The sequence below is a fragment of the Streptomyces sp. NPDC041713 genome (genome assembly GCF_055591085.1).
On sequence record NZ_JBVIZY010000008.1, the window covers coordinates 42,253 to 62,870 of the forward strand.

The window sequence follows — 20,618 nt, forward strand, 5'->3', positions numbered from 1 at the left end:
GGGCCAGCGTAGGACGGGGCGCGGTCCGGCGGGGGCGCGTGCGCGACGGGTGGGGGCGCGTGCGGGGGACGGCAGAGCCCCGCATCGCGCTCGCCGTCCCCATGTCACTCACCGTCCTTGCCGGAGCGCCGCTTCCCGGCCGCCCCGCGCCGGCCGCCCCGGGGATGCCACAGCCGCAGCCACACGTCGCGGGCGTGCCGGCCCGCCTCCGTACGGCTGCGCGCCACCACCTCACGCGCCTCGTCGTGCGTCTCGACCATGGGGCCGGAGCCGCGCAGGGGCCGGCCGGCCGTCTCGTGCAGGAAGAACGTCGACACCAGGCCGATCGCCCCGGCCACCATCAGATAGAAGGCAGGGACCAGCGTGTTGCCGGTGGAGTCCACCAGGTACGAGGCGAGGAGCGGGGTCGTGCCGCCGAAGATGGAGACGGAGATGTTGTAGGCGATCGACAGGGCGCCGTACCGCAGCCGGGTGGGGAACAGCGCGGGGAGGGTGGCGGCGGCCGTTCCGGCGAAGCAGACCAGGAGCAGTCCGAGGATCGCGCAGCCGAACGCGGGCAGCAGGATCCCGCCCTCCCGGATCAGCAGGAACGCGGGCACGGCGAGGATGATCATGGCGATGCTGCCGACCATGAACATCGGCCGTCTGCCCCACCGGTCCGAGCTGCGCCCCACGGTGGTGATGGCCAGGACCACGAGCAGCATGGTCCCGAGGACCAGGAGCTGCGCGGTCGTGTCGCTCTCCCCGAGGGTGACCGTCATGAACGTCGGCAGATACGACGTCACCATGTAGTTGGTGACGTTGTAGAGCAGCACGAGGCCCATGCAGATCAGCACCGCTTGCCAGTGCCGGGCGAAGATCTCCCGGAGCCGGCCGTGGCCGGACTGGCGTGCCTGCTCGACGGGATCGCTCTCGCCGCGCTCGGACTCCGCCTCGCGCTCGGCGGCGGAGGTGGCGGCCTCCTGCTGGAACGCGGGCGTCTCCTCCAGCTTCATCCGCATGTAGAGCCCGATGAGGCCGAGCGGTCCCGCGACGAAGAACGGAATGCGCCAGCCCCAGCTCTCCAGGCCGTCGGTCCCCAGCGTCAGGGTCAGCACCGTGACGAGACCGGATCCCAGGGAGTAGCCCACGAAGGTGCCGAAGTCGAGCCAGCTGCCGAGGAATCCGCGCCGCTGGTCGGGTGCGTACTCGGCGATGTAGGTGGTGGCACCGGCGTACTCGCCGCCCGTGGAGAAGCCCTGGACCAGTCGGCACAGGAGCAGCAGCAGCGGCGCGGCGAAGCCGATCGAGGCGTACGTGGGAAGCAGGCCGACGGCGAAGGTGCTGACCGCCATCATGATCATGGTCGCGGCGAGCACCCGCTGCCGGCCGATCCGGTCACCGAGCGGCCCGAACACGAGGCCGCCGAGCGGACGCACCAGAAATGCCGCGGCGAAGGTGGCGAACGTGGAGACCACCTGGGCGCCCGGCGAACTGGAGGGGAAGAATACTTTTCCGATGGTGCCCGCCAAATAGGCGTAGACACCGAAGTCGAACCATTCCATGGTGTTGCCGAGCGCGGCGGCTGTCACGGCGCGGCGCACCTTCGGACGGTCCGAGACCATCACGTCCTCGGTGCTGAGCGCCTTCTTCCGGCGGCGCAGCAGCGTGCGGGCCATCCGGTCCGTCGCCGAACGCGAGGCGCGCGATTCGCTCTCCGCCGCACGGGGATTTCGGGGCGTGCGGCGTGAGGGGCCTTTCACCATGGAGCTTTTCTCCTCTTGCCTGCCGAGAGGAAGCCGTGTCGCCGCAAGTCTGAGCCGACCGGGGACGACCGGCAAATCGTCGGGTGACCCTCGCGGGCAGGCGCTGAGGGGGCTCAGGCCGTCTGGTGGGCGGCGGTGTGGCCGAGCGCGTGGGCGCGGACCTGCTCGCAGCTGCGGGTGATCAGCCGGGAGATGTGCATCTGCGAGACGCCGATCTTCTCCGCGATCCGGGACTGCGACATGTCCTCGAAGAAACGCAGATAGAGGATGGTGCGTTCGCGCTCGGGAAGCTTCTCCAGGCCGCCCCGCGCGGCCTCCCGGTCGGCGATCAGATCGAAGCCGGGGTCGGCGGCGCCGAGGGTGTCGGCGAGGCTGTAGCCGTCCTGCGCGGCGCCGAGCTCGGCGTCCAGGGAGAGGCTGCTGTGGCTCTCCAGGGCCTCCATCCCGTCCCGGACCTCGTCCGGCGTCAGGCCGGCCTGCACGGCGAGCTCGTCCACGCCGGGCTCGGCGGGGTGGCCCGGCTGGTTCATCAGGTCCTGGTGGGCGACGCGGACCTTGTTGCGCAGTTCCTGCACTCGGCGCGGCACGTGCACGTCCCAGCTGTGGTCGCGGAAGTGGCGGCGCAGCTCCCCGGTGATGGTGGGGACGCCGTACGACGGGAACGCGCCGCGGTCCGGGTCGTACCGCTCGACGGCCTTGACCAGACCGAGGGCGGCGACCTGCTTCAGGTCGTCGAGGTTCTCGCCCTTGTTGCGGAAGCGGCTGGCGATACGGTGCGCCATCGGCAGCCAGGCCTCGACCAACTCTTCGACCAGCAGGTCGCGTTCGCGGCCCGCGGGCGTGGCGGCGAGACGGCGAAAGGCCTGTTCGGTGTCGGGGGCATCGGCATGGGTATGGCGGGTGGTCATGAGCACTCCTCGTCACTGGGTTCAGCGGGGGGCGGCCACGGCATGTGCCGTGGCCTTCTCCTGGAGGAGCGCCTGTTGTCCCAAGCACTCGACGACCGCCTGCCCTGCGTCCCCGGCGGCAAACAGGCTTCCGGACGAAAAGGATCAAGTGAGGGTCGGCCGGCGGGGGCGGGCGCAGCCCACCGGTCGTCGCGGGGCGCCCGGTTCTCGACTGGAGCGGCCGGGTTGCCGGGGTGACAATGCTGGAGGGCGGGGGAGTGCCGACCCGGATCCGGGGCACAAGGGGCGGAGCGATGCCCCGTGTGAGTGGTGGCGATGAGTGGCTATGAGGGAGGCCTCTGATGCTGATGGCACATCCGATCGTGCTGAAGAACCTGGTGGAGCAGTACGAGACGCTGCGTACCCTGCACGCCGAGAAGGGCACCAAGGAAGCGCGTCAGCGCATGGAGGACGTCGCCTACACGCTCTGTGTGTCCACCGGCACCCGTGACATCACGGCCGCTCTCGCCGCCGCCCGCCACCAGCTCTCCGCGGCGCAGGTCGGGGACGGCCCCGTCGCCACCGCGTAGCAGAGGCCGAGAGAACGCCGAAAACGACGAAGGGCCCGCGCCGAAGCGATCGGCGCGGGCCCTTCGCGGTGACCCGGACGCACCGGGTCCCCGAGGCGGGGGCTACTGGGCGGGCGCCTGGTACGGCGCGTCACGCAGCAGGCGGGCCAGGTGCACCGTGTTCGCGGCGAGGGTGCGCGTCGTGCTCGCGACGCTGTCGGGCGTCTCGTCGAGGTCCTGGTAGTCGGTGCCCTGCATGGCCTCGCCGACCCAGTACGTGACGGCTCCCGGCGCCAGCGAGAAGCCGACGTCGTTGAGCCCCTGGAAGACGTCGGCGCTCACGTTGTGCGCGCCGTCCTCGTTGCCCACCACGGCCAGGGCGGCGGCCTTGCCGTAGAAGAGCGGCCGTCCCTGGTCGTCGGTCTCGGAGGAGTCCGCGTTCAGGCGCTCCAGGACGCGCTGGCAGATGCTGGACGGGTGGCCGAGCCAGATGGGTGTGGCGATCAGCAGGATGTCGGCCGCGAGGACCTTCTCGCGCAGCGCGGGCCAGGCGTCCCCATCGCCCATGTCGACGCCGATGCCGGGCTTCACGTCGTGGTCGGCGATCCGCACCGACTCGACGGCCACCTCCCGCTTCTCCAGCTCGGCGAGCACCTGCCCGGCCAGCTTCTCGCTGCTGGAGGCGGAGGGGGACGGGGACAGGGTGCAGACGAGTGCCAGGGCGCGCACGGTGGCTCCTTCACGAAACGATGGCGGACAGAGTGGAGAAACCTCCAGTCCCCTTGATCGTCACCCTGAAACGTGCCACCCGCACGGGCAGAAGAGGCGGGGCGGTGGATCGGTGCTGCGCGGTGCATCGACGGATCGGCGGCGCGGCGGATCGGCGAGGCCGAATAGTACTCCGTCGACTCTTGGCCGAAGTCGCCCCCTGCGATGCCATGGTTCCGCCGCGGCGTGTTTGCATATGTCCATGATCGTTAATGCACAGCAAACCTCGAATCCACGGACGTACGTGGACCGCATCCTGGAGCACTGGCAGGAGAACGAGGACGCCGAGGCCCTCGTCCAGGGCGCCCAGCGCCTCACCCGGGGGGAGGCCAGGCGTCGGCTGTTCGGCCTGGGGCACGCGCTGCGCCGCCAGGGGCTGCGGCCCGGCGACGGAGTAGGGCTGTTCCTGGCCAATCGTGTGGACTCCGTCCTGGTCCAGCTCGCGGTCCACCTCATCGGCTGCCGTGTCGTGTTCCTGCCGCCCGAGCCCGGCCCCGGCGAACTCGCCGCGCTGGTCGAGCAGTCGCGGGCGCGCGCCGTCGTCACCGACCCGCTCTTCGCCGAGCGCGCCGCCGACGCGGCGGGCCGCAGCGTCCACGCCCCCGTACTGCTCAGCCTCGGGCCGTGCGCGCAGCCGTGCACGGACCTGCTGGTCGAGGCGGCCGTGTGCCCGACGGAGCGCCCCGAAGGCGTGCCCGCCCCGGCGGCGGACGAGGCCGTCACCGTCCTGTACACCGGCGGCACCCTGGGCCGCCCCAAGCTCGCCGCGCACAGCCACCGGCTGTACGACGCGCTGGTGGGCCGCATGGACGACGGCCAGGACGGCTCCGGTTCGTCCTTCTTCCCGACCATGGCCGCGGACACGGACCGCGTTCTCGCCGCGACCCTGCTCACCCACGGCAGCGGCCACCTCACCTCGATCCAGGCGCTGGTGACGGGGTCCGCGCTCGTCGTGCTGCCCGAGTTCGACGCGGGCGCGGCGGTGCGGGTGCTCCGCGAGGAGCGCATCACCACCACGATGTTCGTGCCGCCGATGATGTACGCGGTGCTCGACCACCCCGAGGCCGTACCGGGCTCCTTCCCCGCCCTGCGACGCGTCGTCGTCGGCGGCGCGGCCACGTCGCCGAGCCGGCTGCAGCAGGCCGTCGAGGTGTTCGGCCCGGTGCTGGGCCAGGGGTACGGCCAGTCGGAGGCGCTCGGCATCGCCGCGTTCGGCGTGGACGACCTCGCCTCGGAGGGCGCCCGCCGTCCCGAGCTCTGGCGCAGCTGCGGCCGCGCCATATGCGACGTCGAGATCGAGATCCGCGCCGAGGACAGCACGGAGGCGCTCGCCGTACGGCAGGTCGGCGAGGTGTGCGTCCGGGGCGAGACGGTGATGCTCGGCTACTACGAGGACCCCGAGCGCACCGCACAGGCGATGCAGGACGGCTGGCTGCGCACCGGCGACATGGGCTACCTCGACGCGGAGGGCTACCTGTATCTCGTCGACCGGGCGAAGGACATCATCGTCACCGGCAGCACCAGCGACAACGTCTACTCCAGGGTCTTGGAGGACTTCCTGCTGACGCTGCCCGGCGTGCGCAACGCCGCGGCGCTCGGCGTCCCGGACGAGGAGTTCGGGGAGGCCGTCCAGATCTTCCTCGCCACGGCGGAGGACGCCGAGGTCGACCCGGAGGAGGTCGGCGCGGCGGTGACCGCGGAGCTGGGCGACCTGTACACGCCCCGCAAGACGGTCCTCCTCGACACACTGCCGACGACGAAGGTCGGCAAGGTCGACAAGAAGGCACTGCGCGCCGCGTGGACGAACGCGGCGTGAGCACGCACTGCGTGGGCCAAGGCAGCGTGACCACCCACCGCGTGGACGAACGCGGCCTGAGTACCCGCTAGCCACCGGAACCGGAGTCACGCACGCGCCGTCCACCGGACCCCACGTCACCTCCCGCCCCACCCACCCGGGCCGCTCCCGCAGGCGACCCGGCAGGGGCGGCCGGTGCGCCGGTCTCAGGGGGGCGGGTCTGCGTAGCGAACGGCGATGGCCGCGGCGCGATCGCCCAGAGCCGTGCGCAAGGAGGGTGGAGCCAAGGCCTCCGCGTCCGTGCCGAGCTGCCACAGCGCCCACTCCGCGCGCCGCGCGTCCTGGAAGGCCACCTCCAGCCGCAGCCAGCCGTCCGCGTCGGGCTCCTCGACGCGGACGGCCAACGCCGTACCCACCAGTTCATCCCGCCGCACCGGCAATACCCGTACCAGCACCGTGAGTTGGTCGCCGCCGGCCCGGAACTGGGCGCTGCGTTCCCGCCAAATCCGCTCCAGGTCAACCCGATCCGGTCGCTGTGCGGGTTCGGCCCCTGCCTCGGCGGCCAGGATCCGCGACAGCCGGTACGTGCGGTCCTCGCCGGACCTCCGGGCCAGCAGGTAGCCCCGGCCGCGCACGGTCACCAGGCCGACCGGGTCCACCGTGCGCCACCGCGGGTCCTGGCCCACGGCCGCGTAGTGGATGCGCAGATTGCGCCCGTCGAACACCGCGTGCCGGACCTCGGCCGCCACGGAGTCGGGCATCTCCTCGGTGACCTGCCGACGCGAGAGGAGGTCGGCCTCGGGGTCGACGAGTACGCGTTCGGTGACCTCGACCGCGCTGTCCCGTTGGCTGCCGGGCAGCGCGTCGACCACCTTGAGCATGGCCGAGGCGAGCGCCGAACCGAGGCCGAACGCCTGCGCACCGCGCCGCGATCCGGCGACCAGCAGGGCAAGGGCCTCGTCCCGATGGAGACCGGTGAGGTCGGTCCGGAAGCCGGGCGACAGGGCGAAGCCGCCGTGCCGGCCGCGCGGACCATCACCTCGGCGAAGGCGCCGCTTCCCGTCAGCCGCGCGCCCCCTCGTTGCCTTGACTCTGCCGCTGCCTCGCCTGCCCCAGCCGCAGCTCGCGGCCCCGCCACCGGCGGCGGAGCCAGCGGTCGTGGCTTGCCAGCACGATCGCGCCGGGGCCGCTCCCCAGGGCCTCCTCCAGTTCGTCGCACAGGCGCGGGGAGAGGTGGTTGGTGGGCTCGTCGAGCAGGAGCAGTTGGGGCGGGCGCGCCACCAGCAGGGCGAGCGCGAGCCGGCGACGCTGCCCGACGGACAGCAGGCCGACGGGTTTGCCCAGGTCGGCCGCGTGCATCAGACCGAGCGAGGCCAGCGGGGTCGCCTCGGCCCGCTGCGGGCCCAGCGTCAGTTCGTACGTGTCCCGGACCGTACGGTCGGGTCGGTCGAACACGGTGTCCTGGGTGAGCAGCCCCACGGTCAGGTGAGGCCGTCGACGCACCTCGCCCTCAGCGGCCAGGCGTCCCGCCACCACGCCGAGCAGCGTCGACTTGCCCGCGCCGTTCGCCCCCGTGACCAGGAGTCGGTCGGTCACGGACACGTCCAGGGCATCCAGGGCGAGTCGGCCCGGCACCCGTACCTCCCGCAGCGAGACCAGCGGCTCCGCCACCAGGTCCGCCACCGGCTCCTCCGGCGACGGAGCCCCCCGCACCGGCCCCTCCGCCGCCAGCGTCTCGGCGGCAAACCGCAGGGGACGGGGCGGCGCGGCCACCTGGACGCGCTCCAGCTCCTCCAGGCGCCGCGTGGCATTGCGCACCCGGCGGGAGATCTGGCTCTGCACCCGGCCCGCCCGGTGCCCGTACCCCATCTTCTCGTTGTCGCGCGGCCCACGGTCCGGCGCCACCCGGCGCGCGGTGACACCCGCCGCGTGCCGCAACTCCCGTAGTTCTTCCTGCTCTTCGGCGTGACGCTGCTCCCAGCGCGCCCGCTCGGCGCGCTTCGCGCCCACGTATGCGGTGTAGTTGCCGCCGTAGCGGACCGGACCGTCCACCGCCGGATCGAGGTCGACCAGATCGGTGCAGACCGCCTCGAGGAAGGCGCGGTCGTGGCTGGCCGCCACCACGGTGCCCGGCAGGGCGCGGAGTTGCTCCTCCAGAAAGGCGGCCGCGCCGTCGTCGAGGTGGTTGGTCGGCTCGTCGAGGAGCAACGCCGAGGGGCGGCGGACGAGCAGCGCGGCCAGGGCGAGCCGGCCGCGCTCCCCGCCCGACAGCGTGCCGAGCGTGCGGTGGTGCGCGACCGCGCCCAGACCGAGCCCGTCAAGGACCAGGCCCGCCCGCCGGTCGGCGTCCCAGGACTCGCGGTCCTGGGCCTGTTCGAGCCGTCTGCCGTAAGCGTCGAGGAGATCCTGATGGCCGGGGGAGTCCACGGCGGTACGGGCGAGTTCCTCGCTCAGCCGTTGCAGCTCCGCCAGGTCCTCGCGGGCCTCGCGCAGCGCGTCGTCGAGGACCGCGGCGACGGTCGAGCCGGCGTCGAAGGGCATCTCCTGGCGCAGGAAACCCAGGTCGGCGGGGCGCGAGACGCTGCCGGCGTCGGGCTCGTCGGCGCCGGCGAGCACCCGCAGCAGGGTGGACTTGCCGACGCCGTTCTCGCCGATCAGCCCGATGCGGTGGCCGGGGGACGCGGTGAGGGAGACGCCGTCGAGAACCCGCCGCCCGCCGAGATTGCGGACGATCTCGTGGGCGAGCAGGGCGGGTTGGGGCTGCACCCGGACCCGGGACCGGGAGGGCTGGGAGGACTGAGAGTGGGGCTTTGAGTGGGAATGCGGCATGGGGAACCGTCCTACGGTGTCGATCGGAGGTCGGCCCGCCGGGCGCGGCACGCCTCGGCACGGGCCACTGCGCTCACCGACGGCTCACACCGCGGGGGCCCCGGTCTCCGTGAGCACGCCGTCGGCAAGCCGCAGCCAGCGGTTCACCCCGATGTCGGCGAGGAAGCGCTCGTCGTGGCTGATCACGACGAAGGCGCCCTGGTAGGAGTTGACCGCGCTCTCCAACTGGCCCGCGCTGACCAGGTCGAGGTTGTTCGTCGGCTCGTCGAGCAGCAACAGCTGAGGCGCCGGTTCGGCGCAGAGCACGCAGGCGAGGGTGACCCGCAGCCGCTCCCCGCCGGAGAGCACGCCCACGGGAAGGTGGGCGCGCGGGCCGCGGAAGAGGAAGCGGGCGAGCAGGTTCATCCGCTCGGCCTCGGGCCGCTCGGGGGCGAACGCGGCGAAGTTCTCCGCCACGGTGCGCTCCAGGTCAAGCAGGTCGAGGCGCTGTGACAGATAGGCGATCCGGCCGTCGTTGCGCTTGATCGCGCCACCGTCCGGCACGAGGTCGCCGGTGATCAGGCGCAGCAACGTGGTCTTGCCGGCGCCGTTGGGCCCGGTCAGCGCGATGCGCTCGGGTCCGCGCACGGTCAGGTCGACGCCGCAGTCGGCGAACACCGCCCGCCCCGCGTGGTGGACCTGCAGGCCCTCGCCGAGGAAGAGGTTGCGCCCGGCCGGCACCTGGGTGTCGGGCAGTTCCAGGGTGATGCGCTGCTCGTCGCGGAGCGCGCGCCCGGCCTCGTCGAGCCGGGCCTTGGCCTCGCTCACCCGGGTCGCGTGCATCTGGCCCGCCCGGCCCGCGGACTCCTGCGCGCCACGCTTCATGTTGCCGGCGAAGATGCGGGGAAGACCGGCGCTCTTGAGGTTGCGGGCGGCGTTGCTCTGCCGGCGTTCGGCACGCTCGCGGGCCTGCTGCAGTTCGCGCTTCTCGCGCTTCAGCTCCTGCTCGGCGTTGCGGATGTTCTTCTCGGCCACCTCCTGCTCGGCGCGCACGGCCTCCTCGTACGCGCTGAAGTTCCCGCCGTAGAAGCGCAGTTCGTCCCCGCTCAGCTCGGCGATGCGCTCCATGCGGTCGAGCAGCGGGCGGTCGTGGCTGACCAGCAGCAGACAGCCGGTGAAGTTCTCCAGGACGTCGTAGAGCTTGTGCCGGGCCGCCAGGTCGAGGTTGTTGGTCGGCTCGTCGAGGAGCAGTACGTCGGGCCGCTTGAGCAGTTGCGCGGCGAGGCCGAGGGAGACGATCTGACCGCCGCTGAGCGTGCTCAGACCGCGGTCGAGGTCCAGGTCGGCGAGGCCGAGGCGGTCGAGCTGGGCACGGGTGCGCTCCTCGACGTCCCAGCCGTCGCCGATGGTGGTGAAGTGCTCCTCGCTCACGTCACCGGACTCGACCGCGTCGAGGGCACGGATGACGGCGGCGACGCCGAGCACCTCGGCGACGGTGAGGGATCCCGTCAGGGGGAGGCTCTGGGGGAGATGGCCGAGGGTGCCGCTGACCGACACCGAGCCGGCGGCGGGGCTGAGCTCGCCGGCGATCAGCTTGAGCAGCGTGCTCTTGCCGGAGCCGTTGGGAGCGACCAGGCCGGTACGGCCGGTGGTCAGGGTGAAGGACAGGTCGCCGAAGACCGGGGTGTCGTCGGGCCAGGCGAAGGAGAGGTTCGAGCAGCTGATGGCGGCGTCGGACATGGAGATGACCTCGAGGGGTTGAGGGCAGACAGACCTCTGCCCTGGGCAGGGTGGGGAAGGGAACGACGAACAAGGCCACGGCAGCGGCACACGTACGCGCCGGCCGGTGGCCTGTCACACCCGGATCTCATCCGGAGATGTCGTCTTCACCCACCACGTCTGTGACTCCTCGATCAATACATCGTGATCATTCTTGAATCCGCGCGTCCGTGATCAACGTGATCGACACGTCCGCTCATTCGGAGCGTAACAGGTGTCGATCCCTGCCACGCTGCCCCTTCGGCCGGACGTCACCCGGGCCACTCCCACTCGATCCCGTACACGCCCGGCTTGCAGAGCGTGGGCAGCAGGTGGGTCGTGTGGAAGGCGTCGAGCGTGGTGCGGTGCCGGTGCTGGGGCTCGGCGCCGATCTGCCGGCGGTGGTAGCTCCAGCTGCTGGCGGGGAGCGCTCGGGGGTGGAACCGCACGTGCAGCAAGTAGGAGCGCAGCGGCGTGGTGACCCGGCGCTCGTGCTGGTGGGAGATGTCCGATGCGGCCCGGAGCGTGTAGGCGACCACCGCGGTCTCCGTCCTGGCCAGTTGCCGGCCGAGGGGGATGTCGGCGGCCACACAGCCGAGTTCGGGCAGGAAACGCATGCGCGGTGGCGGCCCGTACGGGACGGCGAGCTCCACCGTCCCGGCCTTCGGGGAGTCGAGGAAGTGGACGACGGTCAGATGCTGGACGGCGTCGCGGACCGCCTGCACGACCGTGGTGATCGACGTCTCGTGGATGGAGCGGTGTTCGTCCAGGCTCACCGTCTCCTGGATGGTCAAGGGCCGCAGCCCTTCGTTGAAGCGCGGGAACGCGTCGCCGAGCGCCTGTTCCACGTCCGAGTTCTCGCCGTAGACCGTGCGGGCGACGGCCGGATCGAGGGGAGGGGGGCCGCCGCGCGGACGATGCGGGCCGAGCAGCGAGCGCAGGGTGCCGGCGGGCAGATGGAGCAGCGGCTCCAACGCGTCCACGGCGCGCAGCGACTGGGCTCGTTCCGGCTGGCTGCGTCCGCGCTGCCAGTGGCTGAGGGTGGCGAGGCTGACGGTGATCTGCTGGGCCCTGAGGTGGTCGCGTATGCGTTCCAGCGGCAGCCCGCGCTGTTGCAGGGCCTGGCGGAACACGGTGGCGAACGTCGTGTCGGATCCTTCGGGGTGGGGGAGGTTCGGCATGGCGTCTTTCGGCGGGCGGGAGACACCATCGGCTCTTGGGGCGGTGGTCCCTCGCTCCGATGAAGGCGGCTCAACGGCGATTTCCGGCCACACGGGCGACCAGGGGCCGCCCACCATAGCCGGTGAGCGGCCCCTGGTCGTCCCTGGAAGGACGGTCAGTTGGTGTTGAGCGTCAGGCCGTAGTAGGAGAGGGCGTCGTCGAGCGGCTGGAAATAGGAGGAACCGCGCGAGTTGACACCTCCCGTGCACTCCTGGTCGACCGGGCCGCCGGAGGTCATGCCCTGGGCCTGGTTGCCGGAGATGTACGCGCCGCCGCTGTCGCCGCCCTCGGTGCAGACGCTGGAGGTCGCGAGCCCCGTGACGACGGTGTCGGGGCCGCCGTTCCGGTCGACGTAGGTGACGGAGACGTTGTACGAACCGACCTTGCCGCACGTCCAGCCGGTGGTCGCGCCGGACTTGCAGAGCGCGGCACCGGACGCGGCGCGGCGGCTGCCGTTGACGGCGACGTTCCCGGCTTGGCCCCAGGTGCCGACCTTCGTCGTGATGGAGTGGCCGGAGTTGATGGTGGCGACGCCCATGTCGACGCTGTTGGTGCCGATCGCGAAGCGGGTGTGGTTGCCCTTGGCGAACGCGACGCCGTCGAAGCGCAGGGTGGGCAGGCCGGCGATGCAGTGGCCCGCGCTGACGAGGTACTGGCGGCCGGACCGGTCGTGGGCGCCGTAGCCGACGGAACACCAGCCGTTGGTGTCGTTGATCGTCATCTTGCTGCCGGGTGCGATCGCGGCCTGCGGCTCCCGCTTCTCCTGGTCCCGTACGACCTTGACGGCGGAGCCGTACGCCGCGGCCTTGGCGAGGAACGCCTTCGCGGCAGCCCCACGCTCGCTGTTGACCCTGACGGTGACCTTGTCCGACACCAGGTCCACGGACCAGTCGACGACACCGGCGGGGGCGCGCCGAGCGGCCGCGGCGTCGAGCCGCGCCTTGATCGCGTCGAGCTCGTCCTCGCCGCGGGCCGGCACGCGGGCGTCGAGGCCGACTTTCTCGACGGCGGCGGCGTCAGCGCTGTCGTCGACGTTGACGGTCAGCTTGCCGGCGGCGTCGAAGAACGCGCCGTCCTCGGATATCCCGCCCTTCTTCAGGTCGGCGAGCCTGGCCTGCTGAGCGGCCTGCCGGTCGAGCCGGTCGACCGCGGCCCGCTCGCTCACGCCGAGCGACGCGGCGAGCGCCCGCACCATCTCCGGCTGGTAGCGAGCGTCGGACGCGGCGTCCTTGGCGGGTGCTTGTGCCTGCGCCGTGGCCTGGGTTCCCACGACCACTGATGCCGAGAGCAGAGCGGCCACGGCGGCGAATCTGTATCTACGAGAATGCGACACATTCATTCCTTCCGGATGGCAGGCGGGAACTCTCGGGTAATACGGGGAAACACGTGGGGCGTGTCCACGTGAGGTATCGCCGAAGGTGGGGTTCCCGCCCGGCGGTGAGCGTGGGGCTCGCCGCGGCATGAACTCTGGCTCAGCGCCGTTCCCTTGGACAAGGCCCGTGACCAGGGGAGCTTTTAACAGAACAGCAAGGGAACTGTTAAAACGGCACCCGCCCGCATTGGCGTTGCGGCGAAAGGCCGACGGCCCGCAAACGCCGCGCAAACGCCGCGCCCGACCCCGGGAGCGGCGCACTTGCATTGCATCAGTCGTGGCGTCACATTCCGGGAGTGCTGCATCAGGGCCCGTCCCGTGCACCGCAAGCTCTCGTACGTGCTTTCCCGCTCCTCGTACGCCATGCGATGCTCGGCACCGTGCACACCAGTCACACAAGTACCGTCTTCGTCGGCCGCGACGCCGAACTGGCCGCCCTCGGCGAGGCCTTGTCCCGGGCCGACGCGGGAGAGCCGAGCGCCCTGATCATCGGCGGGGAGGCCGGAGTCGGCAAGACGCGGCTCCTGGAGGAGTTCCTCGGCCGGGCCGCCGCGGACGGAGCGGTCGTCGGCCGGGGCGGCTGTGTCGAGACCGGCGCCGACGCCCTGCCGTACCACCCCCTCTCCACCGCCCTGCGCTCGCTGCGCCGCAGGATCGGCACGGAGCTCGACGCCGCCGTAGCGGGACAGGAGGGCGAACTCGCCCGCCTGCTGCCCGAACTCGGCGAGATGGACCACGGCCGCACCGAAGCCGACGGCCGCGCCCGGCTCTTCGAGCTCACCGCCCGCCTCCTGGAGCGGCTCGCCGCGGACCGGACGCTCATCCTGGCCCTGGAAGACCTGCACTGGACCGACCGCTCCACCCGCGAACTGCTCAGCTACCTGCTGCGCGCCCTCACCGCGAGCCGGCTCCTCATCGTCGTCACCTACCGCGCCGACGACCTGCACCGACGCCACCCGCTGCGGCCCGCCCTCGCCGAGTACGAGCGGCTGCGCACCGTCACCCGCCTCGAACTGCCCCGCTTCGACCGCTCCGAGGTCCGGCGCCAGCTCACCGCCCTGCACGGCGAAGCGCCGCCCGAGCAGCTCGTCGACCGGGTCTTCGCCCGCTCCGAGGGCAACGCGTTCTTCGTCGAGGAACTGGCCCGCAGCATCGCCGAAGGCTCCCCGGGCGGCATCAGCGACTCCCTGCTCGACCTGTTGCTGGTCCGGGTCGAGGCGCTCCCGGACGAGGTGCAGCGCGTGGTGCGCATCGCCGCCGGGGGCGGCTCCGAGGTGGAGTTCCGCCTCCTTGCCGCCGTCACGGACCTCGGCGAGGACGAGCTCATCGAGACGTTGCGCGGCGCCGTCGGCGCCTCCGTCCTGGAACCCGCCGACGAGGGCGAGTCGTTCCGGTTCCGGCACGCCCTGATGCGCGAAGCCGTGGTCGGCGACCTGCTGCCCGGCGAACGCTCGCGGCTCAGCCGCCGCTACGCCGAGGCGGTCGAGGCCGACCCCGGCCTCGTACGCTCCGACGAGCGGGCCGGACGGCTCGCCCGCTACTGGTTCGATGCCCGCGATCCGGCCCGCGCACTGCCCGCCACGATCAACGCCGCGGCTGCCGCCCGGGTGCGGCACGCCTTCGCCGAGCAGCATCAACTGCTGGAACGGGCGCTGGAACTGTGGGACGACACACCCGACGAGCTGCGCCGGGCGGCGATACGGCAGGGCGTCGACGACGACCGCCTCCGTCCGGCCCTCACCCCTGAACCGGCGGGGGACTTCGTGGACCTGCTCGCCGCGGTCGGCGTCGCCGCGCGCCTCGCGGGAGAACGGGAGCGGGCGCTCGCCACCAGCAAACGGGCACTGCGCATCCTCGAAGACGGCCCCGAGACCGCGTCCCTGGAGGTGCCGCCCGGCCCGGGCAGGGCGGATCTTATCCGGGCGGCCTGGTTCTGGACCGAGCGCTATCAAGTCATGCGTGACCTGTGCCGATCCGACGGCTGGGAGGAGCTGTCCCGGGCCCAGGAGCTAATGCGGGGCCTGCCCCCGTCCGTCGTGCACGCCGATGTCCTCACGTACGCGGCGCATTGGAACGCGGTGCACCAACCAGGCCTGCACGCCATCGAGTTGGCGCGTGAAGCGGTCGAGCTCTGCCGGACGACCAGCGCCGAGACCAGCCTCATCACCGCGGAACAGACCCTGGCCTGGCTGATGATGCACTCCGGCGACACCGAGGGCGGGCTCCGCCTGGCGCGCGAGGCGGGCTCCCGCGCACTCGCGCAGGCCAACTCCGTTGCCATGCTGCGCGGTTACGGCAACCTCTCCACCGCGCTGCACGGCATCGGCCGCTACACCGAGGCCGTCGAGACCGCCGAGGAGGGCAGCGCCCTCGCCGAGCGGCACGGGCTGCCGGACATCGCCTCGTACATCGACGCGAACCGCACCGAATCCCTCATCCAGCTGGGCCGCTGGACCGAGGCCGACACCGTGCTCGCGCGCGCCCTCGGCCGACGTGGGGCAAGCGTCGCCACGCGCGCCCAAATGGCGGAGCACCAAGCCGAGTTGGCGGTTGCGCGGGGCAGGTACGAGGAGGCCCGCCGCCATCTGGAGGAGTCAGAGACCTGGACCACCGTCACCTACCCGGAGCCGCAGCACACCCTGCTCGCGGCCCGCCTGGCGATCGTCCTCACGGCAGCGGAGGGCCGCATACTCGACGTCCGCTCGCTGCTGCGGACGGCGATCGGCGAGGCCATCCCGTTCGGCCACCAGCGCTACGGCTGGCCGCTGTTGTACGAGGCCGCGGCGGCGGAGGCGCGGGCGCGCGGCCTCGCGGTGGCCGGGCCGGAACGCGACGAAGCGGTGGAGCGCATCCGTCGGGCGATGGAGGGCCAGCCCGACTTCGCCCCCGTGTGGGCGGCGCAGTCCTTGATGGTCCGGGCCGAACTGCTCACGGCGGAAGGCCTGGACGCCACCGACCTCTGGACGGAGTCGGTCACCGCGGCCGAGCAACTCGAAACTCCGGTGCTGCTGGCCACGGCCCGCCTGCGCCTCGCGGAAACCCTGCTCGGCCAGGGCGCCGCGGGCGCTCGCGAGAAGGCGGGCGAACTGCTGCGCCAGGCCGGGGAGGTGGCCCGCGAGGTGGGCGCGGCACCACTGGAGGCGGAGATCACCGCGCTGGCCGACCGAGCCCGCATCCCGTTGCGCCAGGCCGCCAGGGAGACACCCCCGCCCCCGGCGGAGGCGCTGGGCCTGACGAGTCGGGAGCGCGAGGTCCTGCGCCTGGTCGCGGCCGGCCGGAGCAACCGGCAGATCGCGCAGGAGCTGTTCATCTCACCGAAGACGGCGAGCGTGCACGTCTCCCACATCCTGCCGAAGCTGGGCGCGACGGGCCGGGGCGAGGCGGCGGCCATCGCGCACCGGTTGGGGATGCTGGACGAGTGAGCGGGGGTGGCGGGCGTGGGTGCGGGTGTGGCTGTGGGTGCGGGGGCAGCGAGGCGCGCCGCGCGGACCCGCCGTGACGTCGGTTCGACGGGCTGAGATCATCGCCCGCATGGACTCGCGGACGATCGGAATACCCGAGGTGGACGGCGCCGAGCAGGTGGCCGTGGTGATCGACGTGATGCGGGCGTTCACCACCGCCGCATGGGTTTTCCACCGCGGCGCGGAAAAGATCGTCCTCGCTGCGGACGTGGACGAGGCGCTGGCGATCAAGGCGAGTCACCCCGGCTGGCTCGCGCTCAAGGATGGTGCGCGGGTCAGTGGGTTCGATCTGGTCAATTCCCCCGGCCTGATCCGGGAGGCCGACCTCACCGGCCGCACCGTGATTCAGAAGACCACCGCCGGAACGGTCGGTGCTCTGGCGGTCGTCGAGGCGGAACTGGCGCTGTGTGCGAGCTTCGCCGTGGCCGACGCCACCGCCCGGGCCGTGAGGGAGGCCGGCGCCGAATCGGTGACGTTCGTGGCCACCGGCGAGGACGGCCACGCCGTCGAAGACCTGGCCTGCGCCGAGTACGTGGACAGGCTCAACGCGGGGGAGCGGCCGGACCCCGGACCGTACCTGCACCGGGCCCGCACCTCCTCGGCCGCGGACGACCTGCGCGGCGAACGCCGCGGGGGCGCTCACCGCGATGACGTGGAACTGTGCTTGGAGGTGGACCGGTTCGACTTCGCCATGAGGGTCGGACTGGAGGAGGGACTGGCGGTGCTGCGGCCGTTCCGGCCTTCCGCGTCACCGCGGGCTTCTTCCGGGTCGGTGTGGTGATTCCGGGACAGCACGCCGGGGTGCGGGTGGGCGCCGGGGCGCCGGGTGCCGGTCGTCCTCGTATCCGTGAAACCGTTCCGTGAAACCGTTCAAGGGAGCGGGTGCGCGGGCGCCGCGTTCTCCAGGTCGTCGATGCTGCCGGACATGATCGTGCGGACGTGTTCGGTGATGTGGTCGGCGGGCCAGTCCCACCAGGCCACGGCAAGGAGGCGGGCGATGTCCCGGTCCTCGTACCGCTTGCGGATGAGGCGGGCCGGGTTGCCGCCCACGATGCCGTAGTCGGGCACGTCCCCGGTGACGACGGCGCCGGAGGCGATGATCGCGCCGTGCCCGATGCGTACGCCCGGCATCACGGTCGTGCCGTGGCCGAACCAGACGTCGTTGCCCACCACCGTGTCCCCCCGGCTCGGCAGCCCGGCCAGCAGGTCGAAGTGGTCGGCCCACGAACCGCCCATGGTGGGGAAGGGGAACGTGGAGGGGCCGTCCATACGGTGGTTGGCGCCGTTCATGATGAACCGCGTGCCGGTCGCCAGCGCGCAGAACTTGCCGATGACCAGCTTCTCCGGACCGTAGTGGTAGAGGACGTTGCGGGTCTCGAACGCGGTGGGGTCGTCCGGGTCGTCGTAGTACGAGTACTCCCCGACCTCGATCAGCGGGGACTTCACCAGGGGTTTGAGCAGGACCACCCGCGGCTGCTCGGGCATGGGGTGGAGATTCGCGGGGTCAGCGGTGACGGACACGGGGCGCTCTCCTGGGAGTTGAGGGACGACGACGTCACGTCCATGATCGGCCAAGGGCTGGGCCGGTGCCTCACCGGGACGGCGGTTGCCGAGCGTGAACGCCCCCGCTCGAACCGGCGGTTCGGCGAGGCGGATCGTCGGCCGTCAAGGAGCGGATGCGCGGTATCGGCGACGGCAGAAGCCAGAGCAGGGACAGCGCTCCGCCCACGGCCCCGATGAGGAGGGTTGCGCGGAGGCCGATCACGGTGGCGAGGAGGCCGCCGACGACGGCGCCCACAGGTCGTAGACCGTAATTGATCGTGCTGTACGCACCGGCGACCCGACTGCGCATGCCGTCGGGGATCACGGCCGCCTGGAGGGAGTTGAGGTTGACGTCGAACAGCATGACGCCGACTCCGGAGAGGAACTCGGCCACGGCCAAGGCGCCGACGCGAGCCCAGAGGGGGCCGCCCGCGGCGGCGACGAGAGCGATCGGTGCGGGGAACAGCACGGCGCCCACGACGATGCTGCGGCCGACGCCGAATCTTCGCGACACCTTCGGAGCGAGCACCGCACCGAGGAGCGAGCCGGTGGCGCCGACCCCGAACGCCATCCCGATGACCCCCGCGGTGAGTCCGAGGCTCCGGCTGGCGAACAGCACGATCAATCCGCTGCCCGCGACGAAGGTGAAGAAGTTGACGGTTGCGGCGCACCCGAGGCTCGCCCGCAGCACCGGGTGACGGACGACGAACACCAGGCCCTCCCTGGCCCGCCTCAGCAGTGAGGATGCTGCCGCCCGGTCGTGGGCGGCCGACGACTCGTCGACCGAGATCCGCCCGACGAGAACCGCGGACGCCAGGAACGTCAGGGCGTCGACGACGACGGCGACGGGAGCGGTCAACGCTTGGACCAGAGCACCCCCGACGGCGGGCCCGGCGACGTACGACGCGGAACGGCTGGTGCTGAGCTTGCTGTTCGCGTCGACGTAGGACGACCGGGGCACGAGGCGGACGAAGAAGGGCGGATAGGCGGTGTTGAACAACACCCCGGCGGCGCCCGTCAGCAGAGCCACGACGTACAACTGACCGAGCGTCACCGCGCCCAGGAGATAGGCGGCCGGTACGGAGAGCAGCACCGCCGCCCGCACCAAGTCGGCGAGAACCATCAGGCGCCGCTTGTGGACGCGGTGGTCGACCCAGGCGCCGAGGACGATCGCCAGCAGGTTCGGGGTCCAGATGAGCGCTGTCAGCCACGCGACCTGAGAGGCCGAAGCGTGCAGCGCGCCCACGGCGATCAGCGGCAGGGCCAGTTCGGTGATGCGGTCGCCGAACTGCGAGACGGATTGGCCGGCCCAGAAACGGCGGAACCGCCGATCACGCCAGAGCGAGACGGATAAGGAGGGGTCTGCGGCGGCGCTCATGACGTCCTACCGGTCTGCTCCTCAGCTGACGTCCCGTCGGTCTGCTCCTCGGCCCCCTCGGGCAGGACGTAACGCAGCAGCCGGACGCCGCGGGCGTCGGCCGGACGTGCGGCCTCGTCGCGCGTCACGTAGGGGGCCAGAACACGCTCGATCCCGTCCTCGATGGCGGCGAGTTCGTCGGCGGTGACGACGACGCGAGTGTCGGCCAGACCGGCGAGCCGCCGCCACTCCGGTTCGAGCGTGGGCTCGACCTCGGCGGCCCACCGGTCCGGCAGGTCTCCGGAGCGCAGGAACATCTCCCGGGCCAGGACCCGCGCAGCCGACGTGACCTCCTCGTCGCCCGGATCCTCCGGGTCCGGATCCGCCGGCGTCTCGAACCGGAAACCCCGCGCCACCGCCTCCCACCGCCGCTGGCGACGGTCCGGCCCGGGCTCGGCATCGCGGACCAGCCCGAAGCTCGCCAGATGCCGCAGATGCCAACTGGTCACCGAGGGCGTCGCTCCCACGTGGGGCGCGAGGTGCGTCGCCGTCGCCGGACCGTGCCGCTGCAGCCGTTCGAGGATCGCCAGCCGCACGGGATGTGCGAGCGCCCGCATCGCCTTCGGATCGGTGATCTCGACATCGCCCAGATGGTTACCGGTCTCCATGACGTGAGAGGTTCCTCTCACATATTGTGAGAGTCAAGTCTCATACCGGCGACACCCCTCCGATACGGGTCCCGCCGGAAGAGGCGCCGGGGACGGAGGACTGCCGACGGCCTTGGAGCGCACCGGGGCCTACCGCCCCGACAACGCCTCAGCCGGCGGCGTGAAGCAGGCGGTGACCGTCTTCCCGTCCGACTGCTCGTGCGTGTGCCAGTCGGTGGCGAGGGCATCGACGAGCGCGAGCCCGCGTCCGCCGGGCGAGGTGGTGTCCAGGGCACGAGGCGTGGGCAGATCGGGATCCGAGTCGTGAACACTCACGTGCAGACACCGGCTGTCCCAGGTCAGGATCAGCTGCGCGTCGCTGTGCGCGTGCACGTGAGCGTTGGTGATCAGCTCCGACACGGTCAGCAGCACGTCGTCCACGGTCTCCGGGGCGTGCGCGGTCCACTCCAGGGAGCCCAGATGCTCGCGCACCCAGCGCCGCCCCTCCCGCGCCCCACTGGACACGGGAAACGACCGGGCCCAGCCCACGGCCCTCATCGACATGTCGGCCATACGCCTCCTTTCAACGCGTGGCCCTCCGAGTACCCCCATGCCCGCGAAACAAGGCACCGGGGTGACGTGCCCCCGCTGGGCAGACCGAGCCAGGTCGGTGCAACCGGGAGGGAAC

Annotated in this window: 15 protein-coding genes and 1 pseudogene; 4 read left to right on the forward strand and 12 right to left on the reverse strand. The window is 71.9% G+C overall.

Going from position 1 to position 20,618, the window contains the following annotated elements; translation table 11 throughout:
- Window positions 1-104: 104 nt before the first annotated feature.
- Window positions 105-1,658, reverse strand: coding sequence for a glycine betaine/L-proline transporter ProP (gene proP / locus ACZ6CV_RS24080; RefSeq protein ID WP_469253016.1), 1,554 nt, complete (start codon window positions 1,656-1,658; stop codon window positions 105-107).
- A gap of 200 nt (window positions 1,659-1,858) precedes the next feature.
- A complete protein-coding gene (locus ACZ6CV_RS24085) occupies window positions 1,859-2,653 on the reverse strand; it encodes a SigB/SigF/SigG family RNA polymerase sigma factor (RefSeq protein ID WP_469252792.1) in 795 nt (264 codons plus the stop codon).
- A 341-nt stretch (window positions 2,654-2,994) separates the two neighbouring features.
- On the opposite strand from ACZ6CV_RS24085, the gene ACZ6CV_RS24090 reads away from it, so the two are divergent.
- Window positions 2,995-3,222, forward strand: a complete 228-nt coding sequence (locus tag ACZ6CV_RS24090) for a DUF5133 domain-containing protein (protein ID WP_362373659.1) — start codon at window positions 2,995-2,997, stop codon at window positions 3,220-3,222.
- 102 nt (window positions 3,223-3,324) lie between these two features.
- On the opposite strand, the gene ACZ6CV_RS24095 is transcribed toward ACZ6CV_RS24090, so the two are convergent.
- Entirely contained in the window at window positions 3,325-3,930 is a 606-nt protein-coding gene (locus tag ACZ6CV_RS24095) for a flavodoxin family protein (RefSeq protein ID WP_469252793.1), read from the reverse strand.
- Between the two features lie 283 nt (window positions 3,931-4,213).
- Between ACZ6CV_RS24095 and ACZ6CV_RS24100 the strand changes: the two genes are divergently transcribed.
- Window positions 4,214-5,785, forward strand: coding sequence for a class I adenylate-forming enzyme family protein (locus ACZ6CV_RS24100; RefSeq protein WP_469252794.1), 1,572 nt, complete (start codon window positions 4,214-4,216; stop codon window positions 5,783-5,785).
- Window positions 5,786-5,970: 185 nt separating this feature from the next.
- Here the strand turns inward: ACZ6CV_RS24100 and ACZ6CV_RS24105 are convergent.
- The 5 genes and pseudogenes from ACZ6CV_RS24105 to ACZ6CV_RS24125 all read right to left on the reverse strand — a co-directional run.
- A pseudogene (locus ACZ6CV_RS24105) lies at window positions 5,971-6,792 on the reverse strand (helix-turn-helix transcriptional regulator); the annotation flags it as partial.
- Window positions 6,793-6,826: 34 nt separating this feature from the next.
- Window positions 6,827-8,593: an ABC-F family ATP-binding cassette domain-containing protein gene (locus tag ACZ6CV_RS24110; protein ID WP_469252795.1), complete on the reverse strand. Its 1,767-nt coding sequence runs from the start codon at window positions 8,591-8,593 to the stop codon at window positions 6,827-6,829.
- An 84-nt stretch (window positions 8,594-8,677) separates the two neighbouring features.
- Complete coding sequence (abc-f, locus tag ACZ6CV_RS24115; RefSeq protein ID WP_469252796.1) at window positions 8,678-10,312, reverse strand: ribosomal protection-like ABC-F family protein; 1,635 nt, start codon at window positions 10,310-10,312, stop codon at window positions 8,678-8,680.
- Between the two features lie 290 nt (window positions 10,313-10,602).
- Entirely contained in the window at window positions 10,603-11,511 is a 909-nt protein-coding gene (locus ACZ6CV_RS24120) for a hypothetical protein (RefSeq protein ID WP_469252797.1), read from the reverse strand.
- A 155-nt stretch (window positions 11,512-11,666) separates the two neighbouring features.
- On the reverse strand, window positions 11,667-12,890 hold the full coding sequence (locus ACZ6CV_RS24125) for a S1 family peptidase (protein WP_469252798.1): 1,224 nt from the start codon (window positions 12,888-12,890) through the stop codon (window positions 11,667-11,669).
- Window positions 12,891-13,303: 413 nt separating this feature from the next.
- On the opposite strand from ACZ6CV_RS24125, the gene ACZ6CV_RS24130 reads away from it, so the two are divergent.
- Together ACZ6CV_RS24130 and ACZ6CV_RS24135 are read left to right on the forward strand one after the other, a co-directional pair.
- Window positions 13,304-16,345 carry a helix-turn-helix transcriptional regulator gene (locus tag ACZ6CV_RS24130; protein ID WP_469252799.1) on the forward strand — a complete coding sequence of 1,014 codons (3,042 nt, stop codon included), beginning with the start codon at window positions 13,304-13,306 and terminating at the stop codon, window positions 16,343-16,345.
- Between the two features lie 109 nt (window positions 16,346-16,454).
- On the forward strand, window positions 16,455-17,165 hold the full coding sequence (locus ACZ6CV_RS24135; RefSeq protein ID WP_469252800.1) for a 2-phosphosulfolactate phosphatase: 711 nt from the start codon (window positions 16,455-16,457) through the stop codon (window positions 17,163-17,165).
- Window positions 17,166-17,254: 89 nt separating this feature from the next.
- Here ACZ6CV_RS24135 and ACZ6CV_RS24140 read toward each other — a convergent pair whose 3' ends face one another.
- The 4 genes from ACZ6CV_RS24140 to ACZ6CV_RS24155 all read right to left on the reverse strand — a co-directional run bounded on the left by ACZ6CV_RS24140 (window position 17,255) and on the right by ACZ6CV_RS24155 (window position 20,503).
- Window positions 17,255-17,869 carry a CatB-related O-acetyltransferase gene (locus tag ACZ6CV_RS24140; RefSeq protein WP_469253017.1) on the reverse strand — a complete coding sequence of 205 codons (615 nt, stop codon included), beginning with the start codon at window positions 17,867-17,869 and terminating at the stop codon, window positions 17,255-17,257.
- Window positions 17,870-17,975: 106 nt separating this feature from the next.
- Complete coding sequence (locus tag ACZ6CV_RS24145; RefSeq protein ID WP_469252801.1) at window positions 17,976-19,304, reverse strand: MFS transporter; 1,329 nt, start codon at window positions 19,302-19,304, stop codon at window positions 17,976-17,978.
- On the reverse strand, window positions 19,301-19,951 hold the full coding sequence (locus tag ACZ6CV_RS24150; protein WP_469252802.1) for an ArsR/SmtB family transcription factor: 651 nt from the start codon (window positions 19,949-19,951) through the stop codon (window positions 19,301-19,303). The genes ACZ6CV_RS24145 and ACZ6CV_RS24150 overlap by 4 nt, the downstream gene beginning before the upstream one ends.
- 129 nt (window positions 19,952-20,080) lie before the next feature.
- The gene (locus tag ACZ6CV_RS24155) at window positions 20,081-20,503 is read right to left on the reverse strand and encodes an ATP-binding protein (RefSeq protein ID WP_469252803.1); all 423 of its coding nucleotides are present in this window, start codon (window positions 20,501-20,503) and stop codon (window positions 20,081-20,083) included.
- Window positions 20,504-20,618: the final 115 nt, after the last annotated feature.

Coding starts and splice junctions, on each gene's coding strand:
- ACZ6CV_RS24120 (WP_469252797.1), bottom strand. CDS start 11,511: ATGCCGAACCTCCCCCACCCCGAAGGATCCGACACGACGTTCGCCACC.
- ACZ6CV_RS24140 (WP_469253017.1), bottom strand. CDS start 17,869: ATGCCCGAGCAGCCGCGGGTGGTCCTGCTCAAACCCCTGGTGAAGTCC.
- ACZ6CV_RS24155 (WP_469252803.1), bottom strand. CDS start 20,503: ATGGCCGACATGTCGATGAGGGCCGTGGGCTGGGCCCGGTCGTTTCCC.
- ACZ6CV_RS24125 (WP_469252798.1), bottom strand. CDS start 12,890: ATGAATGTGTCGCATTCTCGTAGATACAGATTCGCCGCCGTGGCCGCT.
- ACZ6CV_RS24135 (WP_469252800.1), top strand. CDS start 16,455: ATGGACTCGCGGACGATCGGAATACCCGAGGTGGACGGCGCCGAGCAG.
- proP (WP_469253016.1), bottom strand. CDS start 1,658: ATGGCCCGCACGCTGCTGCGCCGCCGGAAGAAGGCGCTCAGCACCGAG.
- ACZ6CV_RS24145 (WP_469252801.1), bottom strand. CDS start 19,304: ATGAGCGCCGCCGCAGACCCCTCCTTATCCGTCTCGCTCTGGCGTGAT.
- ACZ6CV_RS24090 (WP_362373659.1), top strand. CDS start 2,995: ATGCTGATGGCACATCCGATCGTGCTGAAGAACCTGGTGGAGCAGTAC.
- ACZ6CV_RS24110 (WP_469252795.1), bottom strand. CDS start 8,593: ATGCCGCATTCCCACTCAAAGCCCCACTCTCAGTCCTCCCAGCCCTCC.
- ACZ6CV_RS24150 (WP_469252802.1), bottom strand. CDS start 19,951: ATGGAGACCGGTAACCATCTGGGCGATGTCGAGATCACCGATCCGAAG.
- ACZ6CV_RS24085 (WP_469252792.1), bottom strand. CDS start 2,653: ATGACCACCCGCCATACCCATGCCGATGCCCCCGACACCGAACAGGCC.
- abc-f (WP_469252796.1), bottom strand. CDS start 10,312: ATGTCCGACGCCGCCATCAGCTGCTCGAACCTCTCCTTCGCCTGGCCC.